The 14,587-nt window shown below is 67.0% G+C and carries 11 protein-coding genes and 1 rRNA gene; 8 read left to right on the top strand and 4 right to left on the bottom strand.

What is annotated here, in order from left to right; all coding sequences use genetic code 11:
- The first annotated feature begins 19 nt into the window (after positions 1-19).
- Together H7K45_RS23720 and argH are read left to right on the top strand one after the other, a co-directional pair.
- Entirely contained in the window at positions 20-1,222 is a 1,203-nt protein-coding gene (locus tag H7K45_RS23720) for an argininosuccinate synthase (protein WP_263998501.1), read from the top strand.
- A complete protein-coding gene (argH, locus tag H7K45_RS23715) occupies positions 1,219-2,631 on the top strand; it encodes an argininosuccinate lyase (protein ID WP_263998500.1) in 1,413 nt (470 codons plus the stop codon). The genes H7K45_RS23720 and argH overlap by 4 nt, the downstream gene beginning before the upstream one ends.
- Before the next feature lie 10 nt (positions 2,632-2,641).
- Here argH and H7K45_RS23710 read toward each other — a convergent pair whose 3' ends face one another.
- Positions 2,642-4,435: an ABC-F family ATP-binding cassette domain-containing protein gene (locus H7K45_RS23710; RefSeq protein ID WP_263998499.1), complete on the bottom strand. Its 1,794-nt coding sequence runs from the start codon at positions 4,433-4,435 to the stop codon at positions 2,642-2,644.
- 67 nt (positions 4,436-4,502) lie between these two features.
- Here H7K45_RS23710 and H7K45_RS23705 point away from each other — a divergent pair, with 67 nt between their 5' ends.
- From H7K45_RS23705 to H7K45_RS23695, 3 genes are all read left to right on the top strand, one after another.
- The gene (locus H7K45_RS23705) at positions 4,503-7,517 is read left to right on the top strand and encodes an acyl-CoA synthetase (protein WP_263999283.1); all 3,015 of its coding nucleotides are present in this window, start codon (positions 4,503-4,505) and stop codon (positions 7,515-7,517) included.
- A 118-nt stretch (positions 7,518-7,635) separates the two neighbouring features.
- A complete protein-coding gene (locus H7K45_RS23700) occupies positions 7,636-8,139 on the top strand; it encodes a hypothetical protein (protein ID WP_263998498.1) in 504 nt (167 codons plus the stop codon).
- 3 nt (positions 8,140-8,142) lie between these two features.
- Positions 8,143-8,349: a Trm112 family protein gene (locus H7K45_RS23695; protein WP_263998497.1), complete on the top strand. Its 207-nt coding sequence runs from the start codon at positions 8,143-8,145 to the stop codon at positions 8,347-8,349.
- On the opposite strand, the gene H7K45_RS23690 is transcribed toward H7K45_RS23695, so the two are convergent.
- From H7K45_RS23690 to H7K45_RS23680, 3 genes are read right to left on the bottom strand one after another with little or no spacing between them, the layout of a single operon-like run.
- Positions 8,350-8,961: a TetR/AcrR family transcriptional regulator gene (locus tag H7K45_RS23690; RefSeq protein ID WP_263998496.1), complete on the bottom strand. Its 612-nt coding sequence runs from the start codon at positions 8,959-8,961 to the stop codon at positions 8,350-8,352. It lies immediately after the preceding gene.
- Positions 8,958-9,776, bottom strand: coding sequence for an ABC transporter permease (locus H7K45_RS23685; protein ID WP_263998495.1), 819 nt, complete (start codon positions 9,774-9,776; stop codon positions 8,958-8,960). Before H7K45_RS23685 ends, H7K45_RS23690 begins: the two co-directional genes overlap by 4 nt.
- The gene (locus H7K45_RS23680) at positions 9,710-10,474 is read right to left on the bottom strand and encodes an ABC transporter ATP-binding protein (protein ID WP_263998494.1); all 765 of its coding nucleotides are present in this window, start codon (positions 10,472-10,474) and stop codon (positions 9,710-9,712) included. Before H7K45_RS23680 ends, H7K45_RS23685 begins: the two co-directional genes overlap by 67 nt.
- 58 nt (positions 10,475-10,532) lie before the next feature.
- Here H7K45_RS23680 and H7K45_RS23675 point away from each other — a divergent pair, with 58 nt between their 5' ends.
- The 3 genes from H7K45_RS23675 to H7K45_RS23665 all read left to right on the top strand — a co-directional run bounded on the left by H7K45_RS23675 (position 10,533) and on the right by H7K45_RS23665 (position 14,477).
- Positions 10,533-11,141: a DNA-3-methyladenine glycosylase gene (locus tag H7K45_RS23675; protein ID WP_263998493.1), complete on the top strand. Its 609-nt coding sequence runs from the start codon at positions 10,533-10,535 to the stop codon at positions 11,139-11,141.
- Positions 11,142-11,168: 27 nt separating this feature from the next.
- Positions 11,169-12,449, top strand: a complete 1,281-nt coding sequence (gene tyrS / locus H7K45_RS23670) for a tyrosine--tRNA ligase (protein ID WP_263999282.1) — start codon at positions 11,169-11,171, stop codon at positions 12,447-12,449.
- 509 nt (positions 12,450-12,958) lie between these two features.
- A 16S ribosomal RNA gene (locus tag H7K45_RS23665) occupies positions 12,959-14,477 on the top strand.
- Positions 14,478-14,587 lie beyond the last annotated feature (110 nt).

Genomic DNA, 14,587 nt, shown 5'->3' with positions numbered 1-14,587 from the left:
ATCAAGGAGAACGATCTACATGTCCGAACGCGTCATCCTGGCGTACTCCGGCGGACTTGACACGTCCGTCGCGATCAGCTGGATCGGCAAGGAGACCGGGCGCGAGGTGGTGGCCGTCGCCATCGACCTGGGCCAGGGTGGAGAGGACATGGAGGTCGTCCGGCAGCGCGCGATCGACTGCGGTGCGGTCGAAGCCGTGGTGGTCGACGCCCGTGACGAGTTCGCCGACGAATACTGCCTGCCGACCATTCAGAGCAATGCGCTCTACATGGATCGCTACCCGCTGGTGTCGGCCATCAGCCGACCGCTGATCGTCAAGCACCTGGTGGCGGCCGCGAAGGAGCACGGCGGCGGCATCGTCGCGCACGGCTGCACCGGCAAGGGCAACGATCAGGTGCGCTTCGAGGTCGGATTCGCTTCGCTGGCACCACATCTCGAGGTGCTGGCACCGGTGCGCGACTATGCCTGGACGCGGGAGAAGGCCATCGCCTTCGCCGAGGAGAACGCCATCCCGATCAACGTCACCAAGCGCTCGCCGTTCTCGATCGACCAGAACGTGTGGGGCAGGGCGGTGGAGACCGGCTTCCTGGAGCATCTGTGGAACGCCCCGACCAAGGACGTCTACGACTACACCGAGGACCCCACGGTCAACTGGAGTTCGCCGGACGAGGTCGTCGTCGGCTTCGACAAGGGCAAGCCCGTCTCGATCGACGGTCGCCCGGTGTCGGTACTGGAGGCCATCGTCGAACTGAACCGGCGGGCCGGCGCGCAGGGCGTGGGTCGCCTGGACGTGGTGGAGGACCGGCTGGTGGGCATCAAGAGCCGTGAGATCTACGAGGCGCCGGGCGCCATGGTGCTGATCACCGCCCACACCGAACTCGAGCACGTCACGCTGGAACGCGAACTCGGCCGGTTCAAGCGTCACACCGACCAGAAGTGGGGCGAGCTGGTCTACGACGGACTCTGGTACTCACCTCTCAAGCGCGCGTTGGAGTCCTTCGTCGCCGAGACCCAGGAACACGTGACCGGCGAGATCCGACTCGTCCTGCACGGCGGCCACATCGCCGTCAACGGTCGGCGCAGTGCGGAGTCGCTCTACGACTTCAACCTGGCCACGTACGACGAGGGTGACACCTTCGACCAGTCCAGCGCCAAGGGCTTCGTCCACGTACACGGGCTGTCGTCGAAGATTGCCGCCCAGCGCGACCTCGCTGGCAAGTGAGCACCAACGAAGGATCGCTTTGGGGCGGCAGATTCGCCGACGGCCCGTCGGAAGCGCTTGCCGCCCTGAGCAAGTCGACCCACTTCGACTGGGTGCTCGCACCGTATGACGTGCGGGCGTCCAAGGCGCACGCGCAGGTGCTGTTTCGGGCGGGGCTGCTCAGCGAGGAGCAGCGCGACGGGTTGCTCGCCGGGTTGGACGGCCTCGGCGCCGACGTCGACGACGGCAGCTTCGGCCCCCTACCGTCCGACGAAGACGTTCACGGTGCGCTGGAACGGGGTCTCATCGACCGCGCCGGAGCCGATCTCGGCGGCCGGCTGCGCGCCGGACGGTCCCGAAACGACCAGGTGGCCACACTGTTTCGGATGTGGCTGCGCGACGCCATGCGCGCGGTCGGCGCCGGTGTGCTCGAGGTGATCGGCGCGCTGGCCATCCAGGCCGCCGCCCACCCCACCGAGATCATGCCCGGCAAGACGCATCTGCAGTCTGCCCAGCCAATTCTGTTGGCTCACCACCTGCTGGCCCATGCGCACCCGCTGCTGCGTGACGTGGACCGCATCCTCGACCTCGACGACCGCATCGCGGTGTCGCCGTACGGGTCCGGAGCCCTGGCGGGTTCCTCGCTGGGACTGGATCCCGACGCGATCGCCGCCGACCTGGGTTTCACTGCCGCGGCCGACAATTCACTCGACGCGACGGCCTCCCGCGACTTCGCAGCCGAGGCCGCGTTCGTGCTGGCGATGATCGCCGTGGACCTGTCGCGGCTGGCCGAAGACGTAATCCTGTGGAGCACCACCGAATTCGGCTACGTCAAGCTGCACGACTCTTGGTCCACGGGCAGTTCGATCATGCCGCAGAAGAAGAACCCCGACATCGCCGAGCTGGCCCGCGGCAAGTCGGGCCGGCTGATCGGCAACCTGACGGGTCTGCTGGCCACGCTCAAGGCGCAACCGCTGGCCTACAACCGTGACCTGCAAGAGGACAAGGAGCCCGTCTTCGACTCGGTGGCTCAGTTGAGACTGCTGCTGCCCGCCATGGCGGGTCTGGTCGCGACGCTGACCTTCGACGCCGAGCGGATGGCCGAGCTGGCGCCGCAGGGCTACACCCTGGCCACCGACGTCGCCGAGTGGTTGGTCCGCACGGGAGTGCCGTTCCGCGTGGCCCACGAAGCAGCCGGCGCCGCCGTGAAGGCAGCCGAGGCGCGCGGCGTCGGGCTCGAGGAACTCACCGACGACGAGCTGGCGGGCATCCACCCCGGGTTGACACCCGAGGTGCGCGAGGTCCTGACCGTCGAGGGCTCGGTGAGCTCCCGCGACGCCAGAGGCGGCACGGCACCGACCCAGGTCGCCAAGCAGCTTCGGGTGGTCCGCGAGGCGGCCGAGCGGCTCGAGGACGCCCTGCGTCGGTAGCAGCCGGTACTCAGCCGACGAGTTCGGTGAGCTCGAGCCACCGCTCTTCGAGGGTGGCGACCTCGGCTTCCAGCTCGCGGAGGCCGGCGGTCAGACTGCGCAGACCCTCGTAGTCCCCCTGGTCGTGCTCGGCCTGGCGGCGCTGGGCGTCCTTGATCTGGTCGTCGAGCTTGGCCAGCTTCCGCTCGATGGCCGAGATCTCCTTCTGCGTCGTGCGCAGGTCGGCACCGGAGAGCGTAGGGGCATCCGCCGCAGCGGACTTCGTCGCCGCCGCGCCGGTGGTGTCTGCGTGTGCCGTGCGCAGGCGCAGGTATTCGTCGACGCCGCCCGGCAGGTGCCGCAGGTGCCCGCCGAGGATGCCGTACTGCTGATCGGTGACGCGCTCCAGGAAGTACCGGTCGTGGCTGACCACGATCAGCGTGCCCGGCCAGGAGTCCAGCAGGTCCTCCATGGCGGCCAGCATGTCGGTGTCGAGATCGTTGGTCGGCTCGTCGAGGATGAGCACGTTGGGTTGGTTGAGCAGGATCAACAGCAGCTGCAGCCGCCGCAGTTGGCCACCGGAGAGGTCCTTCACCGGCGTCGAGAGTTGAGCGCTGGCGAAGCCGAGTCGCTCCAGCAACTGGCCGGGCGTCAATTCCTGCGACTTGGAACCCGACCCGAAGGTGTAGGTGGTGGCCAACCGGCTCAGGACGACGCGCACCGGCTCGTCGAGATGATCGGACAACTCGTCGACGCCCTGGGTTAGGGTGGCGATCTGCACCGTCTTGCCGTGCTTCACCCGGCCCTCACTGGGTTCCACGGACCCGTCTATGAGGCCGAGCAGGGTGGACTTGCCTGCACCGTTCACACCGAGGATCCCGGTGCGCTCACCGGGAGCTATCCGCCACTCCACCTCCTGCAGCACGTCCCGCTCGCCGTAGCGCACCGACACGTCGAGCAGGTCGACGACCTGCTTGCCCAGCCGGGTCACCGCCAGCGACTGCAGCGCCACCTTGTCGCGGATCTCGGGCACGTCGGCGATCAACGCGTTGGCGGCGTCGATACGGAACTTCGGCTTCGAGGTGCGGGCCGGCGCGCCGCGGCGCAGCCAGGCCAGCTCCTTGCGAGCAAGGTTTTGGCGCCGGGCCTCGCTGGAGGCGGCCTGCCGATCGCGTTCGACCCGCTGCAGGATGTAGGAGGCGTACCCGCCGTCGAAGGGTTCGACGATGCGGTCGTGCACCTCCCACGTCGTGGTGCAGACCTCGTCGAGGAACCACCGGTCGTGGGTGATCACCAGTAGCCCGGCCGACGTCGGCGACCAGCGCCGCTTCAGATGCTCGGCAAGCCAGGTGATTCCCTCCACGTCGAGATGGTTGGTCGGCTCGTCGAGGGCCAGCACGTCGTGGTCACCGCCCAGCAGTCGGGCCAGGGCGACCCGGCGCCGCTGCCCACCCGAGAGTGTGCCGAGCCTTGCGTCCCAGGGCAGCTCTCCCAGCAACCCGGCGACCACGTCGCGCATGCGGGGATCACCGGCCCACTCGTGCTCGGGTGCGTCGCCGACGACGGCATGCCCGACCGTGTCGTCGTCGTCGAGGGTGTCGGCCTGGTCGAGCACGCCGATCCGTACGCCGCCGCGCACCGTCACCCGCCCGGAGTGCGGGGTGACGCGGCCGGCCAGCATGGCCAACAGGCTGGACTTTCCGTCGCCGTTGCGGCCGACGATGCCGATCCGGTCGCCTTCGTTCACGCCAAGGGAGACCGAGTCGAAGACGACTTTCGTGGGGTATTCGAGATGAAGGGCTTCCGCCCCGAGGAGATGCGCCATGTCCCCATCAGGCTAGGCCGACCGGCGGCGCAGGTTTACAGCGGCCGACCAGCAACGCTGTGCCATGATGTCGTGGCGGTCGGGTGACCGGGTTTCAGTCAAGGAGCGAGCTTTGGCGCATTTCTCGTTTGTCACCGGTCCGGTGAGCCGATTGCTGGCGACCGCGCAGAACGGGCTGGAAGTGCTTCGCTACGGAGGGCTGGAAACTGGCGCGGTGCCGTCGCCGTTCCAGATCGTCGAGAGCGTGCCGATGTACCGGTTGCGGCGTTACTTCCCGCCGGACAGCAGGCCCGGCGGCAAGCCGGCCGGTCCGCCGGTGCTGATGGTGCACCCGATGATGATGTCGGCTGACATGTGGGACGTCACCCGCAACGAGGGCGCCGTCGGAATCCTGCACGCGGCGGGCGTCGACCCCTGGGTCATCGACTTCGGCTCGCCCGATCAGGTCGAGGGTGGCATGCAGCGCAACCTCGCCGACCACGTCGTGGCGCTCAGCGAAGCCATCGACACCGTCAAGAAGGTCACCGACCGCGACGTGCATCTGGCGGGCTACTCCCAGGGCGGCATGTTCGCCTATCAGACCGCGGCCTATCGGCGGTCCAAGGACTTGGCGAGCATCGTGGCGTTCGGGTCGCCGGTGGACACGCTGGCCGCGCTGCCGATGAACCTGCCCGCGGGTCTGGCCGTCGGGGCCGCGGACTTCATGGCCGACCACGTGTTCAGCCGCCTCGACGTGCCCGGCTGGTTGGCCCGCACGGGCTTTCAGATGCTCGACCCCATCAAGACCGCTCAGTCACGACTGGACTTCCTGCGACAGTTGCACGATCGCGAGGCGCTGCTGCCCCGCGAGCAGCAGCGGCGGTTCCTGGCCAGCGACGGCTGGATCGCCTGGTCGGGCCCGGCGATCGCCGAGTTGCTCAAGCAGTTCATCGCCCACAACCGGATGATGAGCGGCGGGTTCTCGATTCGCGGTGACCTGGTCACCCTCGCCGACATCGACTGCCCGGTGCTGGCGGTCGTCGGCGAGGTCGACGACATCGGCCAGCCCGCGTCGGTCCGGGGCATCAAGCGCGCCTCCCCGCAGGCCGAGGTCTTCGAATACCTCATTCGCACAGGGCATTTCGGTCTGGTCGTCGGGTCCAAGGCGGCCTCTCAGACCTGGCCGACGGTGGCGGCGTGGGTCCGCTGGATCTCCGGCGACGGCGAGATGCCTCAGGACGTCGTCCCGATGGCGCTACAGCCCGACCAGGCCACCGACACCGGGGTGCCGCTGGCCTCGCGCGTCGCTCACGGGGCCGGTGCCGCCGCCGAGGTGACCTTCAGCGTGGCCCGCTCGGCGGCGGGCGCCTTCGTCGCGGCCAACAAGTCCGCGCGGGCGCTGGTCGCCGAGACCGCTCGCACGCTGCCGCGATTGGCTCGGCTGGGGCAAATCAACGACCACACCCGCATCTCGCTCGGACGCATCATGACCGAGCAGGCCCGGTCGACGCCGGGTGGTGAGTTCCTCCTGTTCGACGGGCGCGTGCACACCTATGAGGCGGTGGACCGACGCGTCGACAACGTCGTCCGCGGCCTCATACAGGTGGGCGTCCGCCAGGGCGCGCACGTCGGCGTGCTAATGGAGACGCGGCCCAGCGCGCTGGTCGCCATCGCCGCGCTGTCACGGCTCGGTGCGGTCGCGGTGCTGATGCCCCCTGACGCCGACCTCCACGAGGCCGCGCGCCTCGGGGCGATCTCCGACGTCATCGCCGACCCCGTGCACCTCGAGGCCGCGACCGCGCTGCCGATGCGGGTGCTCGTGCTCGGCGGTGGCGAATCGCGTGACCTGGAGTTCGCCGATGACGCCGACGTCGTCGACATGGAGCAGATCGACCCCGACGTCGTCTCCCTTCCGGGGTGGTACCGCCCCGATCCCGGTTACGCCAAGGACTTGGCGTACATCGCGTTCGCGACCGTCGGCGGTGAGCTCGTCGCCCGCCAGATCACCAACTTCCGGTGGGCACTCTCTGCCATTGGCACCGCGTCGGCGGCCAACCTCGGCAACGGCGACACGGTGTACTGCCTCACCCCGTTGCACCACCAGTCCGGCCTGCTCGTCAGCCTCGGCGGGGCCGTCGTCGGCGGCACCAGGATCGCGCTGTCACGCGGCCTGCGCCCCGACCGGTTCGTCCACGAACTGCGGCAGTACGGCGTCACCGTGGTGTCCTACACCTGGGCGATGCTGCGCGACGTGATCGACGATCCGGCCTTCGTGCTCAACGGCACTCATCCGGTGCGGCTGTTCATCGGGTCCGGCATGCCGACCGGCCTGTGGGGTCGCGTCGAGGAGGAATTCGCGCCGGCCCACGTCGTCGAGTTCTTCGCCACGACCGACGGCCAGGCGGTGCTGGCCAACGTCGCAGGCGCGAAGATCGGCAGCGAGGGACGACCGCTGCCCGGTGGAGGCCACATCGAGCTGGCGGCCTACGACGCCGAGGACGACCTCATTCTCGAGGACGATCGGGGCTTCGTCGCGCTCGCGGCCACCAACGAGGTCGGTGTTCTGTTGGCGCACCCACGCGGGCCCGTGGACCCGACGGCCTCGGTCAAGCGCGGCGTGTTCGCCCCTGCGGATCTGTGGGTGTCGACCGAATACCTCTTCCGCCGCGACGAGGACGGCGACTACTGGCTCGTCGCCAACCGCGGTTCGCTGATCCGCACCCCGCGTGGCCCGGTGTTCGGCGACGCGGTCAACGACACGCTCGGCCGGATCGACGCCGTCGACCTCGCGGTCACCTACCGGGTGCCGGCCGGCGAGCGCGAGCTGGCCGTCTCGGCGCTGCTGCTGCGTCCAGGCGGAAGCGTTCCCACCGCCGACCTGAACGCCGCCATCGTCAACCTGCCCGTCGGGAGCGCCCCCGACGTCGTCCACGTGGTCACCGACATGACGCTCAGCGCCACCTATCGGCCACTGCTGGGACCACTGCGGTCCGCGGGCATACCGAAGGGGTCGCGGCACGCCTGGTACCTCGACGAGGACGGAACCTACAAGCGGCTGACCGCGGCGGTACGCGCCGAACTGACCGCGTCCGCCGACGAGTGACCCATGTGAAGCGAGTGACATGCTGCCGCGCTCGCCCGGCTTTGTTAGGCTCCGCCTGGCCGAACGTGGCCACCCGGGTCGGGCCGGATACACGCGAACGCTCGACGATGGAGGATTGATGGCCGAACAGACCAGCACCAACGGCTGGCGTCGCGCCCTGGGGAGTGCCGTCATCAGCGCGTCCCTTGCGGCGGGGCTCTTGACCGGGGTCAGCTCGGCCTCGGCGGTGGCGGACCCGTCCGCCGATGCCGCGGCAGCCAGCGACGCGGCTCCCGCGATGACCGCTGACCAAGCGCTCGCGATCATCGCCGCCGACTACGACACGGGTTCTGGCGGTGGCCAGATCTCCAACTTGATCGAGAAGATCATGAAGCTGCGTGCGCGTGGCATCCGGCCCTCGACGTCGAACCAGGAAGCCATCGTCGCGGCGTTGGACAAGCGCCCCAACCAGGGACCGTTGGTCGAGGCACTGGAGTCGACGCTGTCGTACCAGATGCGGCAGGCGTCGCGGCAGACCGGTGGCGGCCCCGTCCTGAACCCGCCGACCATCGGCATTGGCGGCGGCGGTGGCGGGATACCGAACCCCAACGGTGGCGGCGGCGTCAACATCCCGCTCGGCTGACGCGTGATCGACGAACGACTGCGCAGCCTGCTGGTCTGCCCGGAGGATCGCGGTCCGCTTCTGCTGGTGGGCAACGAGTTCCTCTACAACCCGCGGCTGCGGCGTGCCTACCGCATCGAGGCGGACGTACCCGTGTTGCTCATCTCCGAGGCCGTCACGATCACCGACGACGCCGAGCACCAGGGTCTGCTGGATCGCGCCGAATCCTGATCAGCCCAGACCGGGTAGTTCACCGGTCAGGTAGCGCTGCAGGTTCGGGGCGACGGTCTCGGCGATCTGCTCGACCGGCAGTGACGCGAACGGTTCCAACTCCAGGATGTAGCGCGCCATCACGATGCCGACGAGTTGGGACGCGACGAACTGGACGCGAACGCGGCCCGATCCCGGGGGTTCGTCCACGCGGGTGCCGATCTCCACGGAGATCACGTCCTGCAGGAAGGACCGGATCAGGCCCACCCCCTCCCCGGCGAGCATCGAGCGCAACGTGGCCAGGAACGCCGGACCCATCTCCGAATCCCACAGTGGCAGCAACAGCAACGGCAGCGCCGATCCGAGCTGGTCGACCGGTATCTCCCGCATCGGTCCGATGACGCGCATCGGGTCGATCGGGATGTGCACCGCCGCGGCGAAGAGTTGCTCCTTGGTGCCGAAGTAGTGGTGCACCAGCGCCGAGTCGACGCCTGCGGCGGTGGCAATCGATCGGATGGACGTGTTGCCGATGCCGTTGCGCGCGAACAGCTCTCGTGCGTTGTCGAGGATTCGGTCGCGGGTGTCGGATGTTCCTGGCGGGCGGCCCGGGCGTTTGCGCTTGGCCGTGCTCACGGCGTCCTTCTCCGCAGCGTGGCCGCCGCCAGGCCCATGGCGACCACGGCGAAGGCGACCACGACGGCGATGTCGCGGGCAGCCGTCGACGTCAGGTCGGGGTGCGCGCCGACCATGCGCAACGCCTCCAGTGCGTAGCTCGCCGGCATCGCGTTGCTGATCCACTGCAGCCAGTCGGGCAGCGCGTCACGCGGCACGACGATGCCGCACAACAGGAGTTGCGGAGCAATGACGACGGGCATGAACTGCACGGCCTGAAACTCCGTGCGCGCGAACGCACTACACAGCAGCCCCAAGCCGACGCCGAGTACGGCGTTGACGATGGCGATGAGGAACACCAGCGCTGGGCTGCCCTCGGTGTGCAGGCCGAGCAGCCAGAAGGAGATCACGCACGCCAGCGTGGCTTGGGCGGCGGCGGCGACGGAGAAGGCGGTTCCGTAGGCGGCCAGCAGGTCGAACCGGCGCAGGGGAGTGGTGAGGATTCGCTCCAGCGTCCCGGACACGCGTTCGCGCTGCATGGTGATCGACGTGATAAGGAACATCATGATCAACGGAAACACCCCGAGCATGATCAGGCAGGCGTTGTCGAACGGGGCGGGGGTGCCCGGCCGGTGCGGCAGGTCGGCGAACATGAAGTACATCAGCGCGATGACCGCGCTCGGGACCACGAGGATCATCGCCAGGCTGCGGTGATCGGCGGCCAGTTGTCTCAGGATGCGTCCGGTGGTGGCCAGATAGGCCTGCGGGTTCAGCCGGGAACGGGTGCGGTGGTGTGCCGGATGACCGACAGAAACGCGTCCTCCAGAGACTGACATGCCGTGTCCTCTCGTAGTCGGGCCGGTGTGGTGTGTGCGATCAGACGGCCCTCACGCATCAGCAGCAGGTCACCGCAGTGGTCGGCCTCGTCCATCACGTGACTCGACACCAGCAGCGTCGTCCCGCGTCGCGCCAATTGGCGAAACCGATCCCACAGGTCGACCCGCAGGACGGGGTCCAGGCCGACGGTCGGTTCGTCGAGCACCAGCACCTCGGGGTGGGCAACCAGTGCGCAGGCCAGCGACACCCGGGTGCGTTGACCACCGGAGAGCTTGTCGCACAACGCGGTTCGGTGATCGGTGAGCCCGACGTTGGCGATGGCCTCGTCCGCCGCGCCGGCGCCGGCGCCGTACAGGGAGGCGAAGTACCGCACGTTGTCGACGACACGCAGGTCGCGGTAGACGGTCGCATCCTGCGTCACGTACCCGACGCGGTGACGCAGTTCGGCGGACCCCGCGGGCCGTCCGAGCACCGTGACGCTGCCCTTCGCGATGACCTGGGTGCCGACGATGCTGCGGATGAGCGTGGTCTTGCCACACCCGGACGGGCCGAGGATGCCGGTGATGGTGCCGGGGGCGATCTGAACGGCGACGTCGTCGAGTGCCGTGCGCGCGTTGCGCACCACGGTCAGATGCTCGACGGACACGGCAGGTTCGGGCCGGTCGCCGGTCAATTCATCGTGCGATGAAATCATCATGTGATGAATATCCTCCCCGCAGGTGGAGGCGTCAAGACCGGCGGGCAGAATCGTCCCGATGAACGCGCAACGGCTGAGCGTGGACCCGGTGTCGGCGGCGCGCGCGCTGCTCGGCGCCACGCTGACCTGTCGTGAGGTGGTCGCGGAAGTCGTCGAGGTCGAGGCCTACGGGGGTCCGGCCGACGGGCCGTGGCCGGACTCCGCGTCGCATTCGTTTCGTGGTCGAGGCGGGCGCAACGAGGTCATGTTCGGCCCGGTCGGGCGGATGTACACCTACCGCAGCCACGGCATCCACGTGTGCGCGAACGTGGTGTGCGGTGACGACGGTGTGGCCGCCGCGGTGCTCCTCCGGGCCGCGGTTGTGACCGACGGGTTTGGCCTCGCCCACGCCCATCGTGGTCCGGTGGCTACGGCGGCGTTGGCCCGCGGTCCGGGAAACCTGTGCTCCGCTCTCGGAATCACGATGCAGGACAACGGATTAGACCTGTTCGACGCCGGCAGTCCGGTCCGGTTGACGCTGGGAAAGCCCCGCCCCGCGCTCAGTGGCCCGCGGGTGGGGGTCAGCAAGGCCGCCGACCGGCCGTGGCGGTTCTGGCTGGCCGACCATCCGGAGGTCTCCGCCTACCGGCGCAGTCCCCGGGCACCCGCGCCGGGTGACGGCGACTGATGGGAGAGGATTGACGGCGTGACTTCCTTGGGCTCCGGCATCCTCGACGAACTGGATTGGCGCGGCTTGATTGCGCAGTCCACCGACCGCGACGCACTGGCCGACGCAGCGGCTGCGGGACCCCTGACGCTCTATGCCGGTTTCGATCCGACGGCGCCGAGCCTGCATGCCGGGCACCTGATACCGCTGCTGACGTTGCGACGCTTCCAGCGCGCGGGGCACCGGCCCATCGTGCTGGCCGGCGGCGCGACGGGGATGATCGGGGACCCACGCGAGACCGCCGAACGCACGCTCAACACCGCTGACGTCGTGGCCGAGTGGTCGGAGCGCATTCGCGGTCAACTGGAGCGGTTCGTCGAGTTCGACGACTCGCCCACCAGCGCCGTCGTCGAGAACAACCTGACCTGGACCTCCGAGCTGTCGGCCATCGAATTCCTCCGCGACCTCGGCAAGTACTTCTCGGTCAACGTCATGCTCGACCGCGACACGATTCGTCGACGGCTCGAGGGTGACGGCATCTCGTACACCGAATTCAGCTACATGCTGTTGCAGGCCAACGACTTCGTCGAGTTGCACCGCAGGCACGGATGCTCGCTGCAGATCGGCGGCTCCGACCAGTGGGGCAACATCATCGCCGGCGTGCGCCTGGTGCGCCAGAAGCTCGGAGCCACGGCCCACGCCCTGACGGTGCCGCTGGTGACCTCGGCCGACGGAAAGAAATTCGGTAAGTCCACCGGGGGCGGGAACGTCTGGCTCGACCCGGAGCTGACCTCGCCATATGCCTGGTACCAGTACTTCTTCAACACCGCCGACGCGGACGTCGTGCGCTACCTGAGGTGGTTCACGTTCCTCTCGGCCGACGAGTTGAGAGAGCTCGAGGTCGCGACCACCGAGCGACCGCACGAGCGGACCGCGCAGCGCCGCCTGGCCCAGGAGCTCACCACGCTGGTCCACGGCCAGCGGGCCACCGAGTCGGTCGAGCTGGCCAGCCAGGCGCTCTTCGGACGGGGCGAACTGGCGGGTCTCGACGAGTCGACCCTGGGTGCGGCTCTGCGGGAGACGTCGGTCGCCGAGTTGGGACCGGGTGCGGCCGACGGCATTGGCGACCTGTTGGTGGCCACGGGTTTGTCGAAGAGCAAGGGCGAGGCACGACGGACGCTGTCCGAGGGCGGCGTCTACGTCAACAACGCACGGGTCGACGCCGATGACTGGACTCCACAGTCAGGGGACTTCTTGCACGGGAAGTGGCTCGTCCTGCGGCGCGGAAAGCGGAACGTGGCGGGTGTCGAGCGGGTGCTCGGGGCCTGAACTTCTGTCCGACACGCCTCTGACCAGGCGATTTGACTCTCCGTTATCCGGCACGTAACTTTATCCAAGTCGTCAGCGACGCGGTCCGCCGCAGAGCGCGACGACATCCCAGAGGGAAGTTCACTTCGGTGGCTTCACTCTACTGTCCGCAAGAGGCTAGCGGCTTTACGCCGCGGGGCTGTCATGCGAGCAGGTGGGTGTGTTGTTTGAGAACTCAATAGTGTGTTTGGTGGTTTTTGTTTGTTGTTTTTGGCCATCTTGGTGGGGGACTTCCCGTCTTCCTGCTGTTGGGATGGTTTGTTTTTTGATGCCAGTTTTTGGTGTCTTTTTGTTAGGTCAGATTTCTCTGATTTGCGGATTGGCCTGGTTTTTCTGGGTTGTCTTTGTTTGGAGAGTTTGATTCTGGCTCAGGACGAACGCTGGCGGCGTGCTTAACACATGCAAGTCGAACGGAAAGGCCCTTCGGGGTACTCGAGTGGCGAACGGGTGAGTAACACGTGGGTTGTCTTTGTTTGGAGAGTTTGATTCTGGCTCAGGACGAACGCTGGCGGCGTGCTTAACACATGCAAGTCGAACGGAAAGGCCCTTCGGGGTACTCGAGTGGCGAACGGGTGAGTAACACGTGGGTGATCTGCCCTGCACTTCGGGATAAGCCTGGGAAACTGGGTCTAATACCGGATATGACCACATGATGCATGTCGTGTGGTGGAAAGCTTTTGCGGTGTGGGATGGGCCCGCGGCCTATCAGCTTGTTGGTGGGGTCACGGCCTACCAAGGCGACGACGGGTAGCCGGCCTGAGAGGGTGACCGGCCACACTGGGACTGAGATACGGCCCAGACTCCTACGGGAGGCAGCAGTGGGGAATATTGCACAATGGGCGCAAGCCTGATGCAGCGACGCCGCGTGAGGGACGACGGCCTTCGGGTTGTAAACCTCTTTCAGCACAGACGAAGCGCGAGTGACGGTATGTGCAGAAGAAGGACCGGCCAACTACGTGCCAGCAGCCGCGGTAATACGTAGGGTCCGAGCGTTGTCCGGAATTACTGGGCGTAAAGAGCTCGTAGGTGGTTTGTCGCGTTGTTCGTGAAAACTCACAGCTCAACTGTGGGCGTGCGGGCGATACGGGCAGACTAGAGTACTGCAGGGGAGACTGGAATTCCTGGTGTAGCGGTGGAATGCGCAGATATCAGGAGGAACACCGGTGGCGAAGGCGGGTCTCTGGGCAGTAACTGACGCTGAGGAGCGAAAGCGTGGGGAGCGAACAGGATTAGATACCCTGGTAGTCCACGCCGTAAACGGTGGGTACTAGGTGTGGGTTTCCTTCCTTGGGATCCGTGCCGTAGCTAACGCATTAAGTACCCCGCCTGGGGAGTACGGCCGCAAGGCTAAAACTCAAAGAAATTGACGGGGGCCCGCACAAGCGGCGGAGCATGTGGATTAATTCGATGCAACGCGAAGAACCTTACCTGGGTTTGACATGCACAGGACGCTGGTAGAGATATCAGTTCCCTTGTGGCCTGTGTGCAGGTGGTGCATGGCTGTCGTCAGCTCGTGTCGTGAGATGTTGGGTTAAGTCCCGCAACGAGCGCAACCCCTATCTTATGTTGCCAGCGCGTCATGGCGGGGACTCGTAAGAGACTGCCGGGGTCAACTCGGAGGAAGGTGGGGATGACGTCAAGTCATCATGCCCCTTATGTCCAGGGCTTCACACATGCTACAATGGCCGGTACAAAGGGCTGCGATGCCGTGAGGTGGAGCGAATCCTTGAAAGCCGGTCTCAGTTCGGATCGGGGTCTGCAACTCGACCCCGTGAAGTCGGAGTCGCTAGTAATCGCAGATCAGCAACGCTGCGGTGAATACGTTCCCGGGCCTTGTACACACCGCCCGTCACGTCATGAAAGTCGGTAACACCCGAAGCCGGTGGCCTAACCCCTCGTGGGAGGGAGCCGTCGAAGGTGGGATCGGCGATTGGGACGAAGTCGTAACAAGGTAGCCGTACCGGAAGGTGCGGCTGGATCACCTCCTTTCTAAGGAGCACCACGAGACTCGTGTCCCGCCCACATCGTGTGGGGGTTCGGTGAACCGAGCGAATCGTTGGATGGCCTCACACCTGTAGTGGGTGGAGGTCTGGTGCACA

The organism is Mycobacterium yunnanensis (genome assembly GCF_025823185.1).
Taxonomy (GTDB): domain Bacteria; phylum Actinomycetota; class Actinomycetes; order Mycobacteriales; family Mycobacteriaceae; genus Mycobacterium; species Mycobacterium yunnanensis.
Note: the sequence above shows the minus strand (reverse complement) of the source record. Positions and strands in the feature narration are given on the sequence as shown.

Excerpts from the sequence above, each read along its gene's own strand:
- H7K45_RS23680 (WP_263998494.1), bottom strand. The coding sequence starts at position 10,474 with ATGATGATTTCATCGCACGATGAATTGACCGGCGACCGGCCCGAACCT.
- H7K45_RS23710 (WP_263998499.1), bottom strand. The coding sequence starts at position 4,435 with ATGGCGCATCTCCTCGGGGCGGAAGCCCTTCATCTCGAATACCCCACG.
- H7K45_RS23720 (WP_263998501.1), top strand. The coding sequence starts at position 20 with ATGTCCGAACGCGTCATCCTGGCGTACTCCGGCGGACTTGACACGTCC.
- H7K45_RS23685 (WP_263998495.1), bottom strand. The coding sequence starts at position 9,776 with ATGTCAGTCTCTGGAGGACGCGTTTCTGTCGGTCATCCGGCACACCAC.
- H7K45_RS23705 (WP_263999283.1), top strand. The coding sequence starts at position 4,503 with ATGTCGTGGCGGTCGGGTGACCGGGTTTCAGTCAAGGAGCGAGCTTTG.
- H7K45_RS23700 (WP_263998498.1), top strand. The coding sequence starts at position 7,636 with ATGGCCGAACAGACCAGCACCAACGGCTGGCGTCGCGCCCTGGGGAGT.
- H7K45_RS23675 (WP_263998493.1), top strand. The coding sequence starts at position 10,533 with ATGAACGCGCAACGGCTGAGCGTGGACCCGGTGTCGGCGGCGCGCGCG.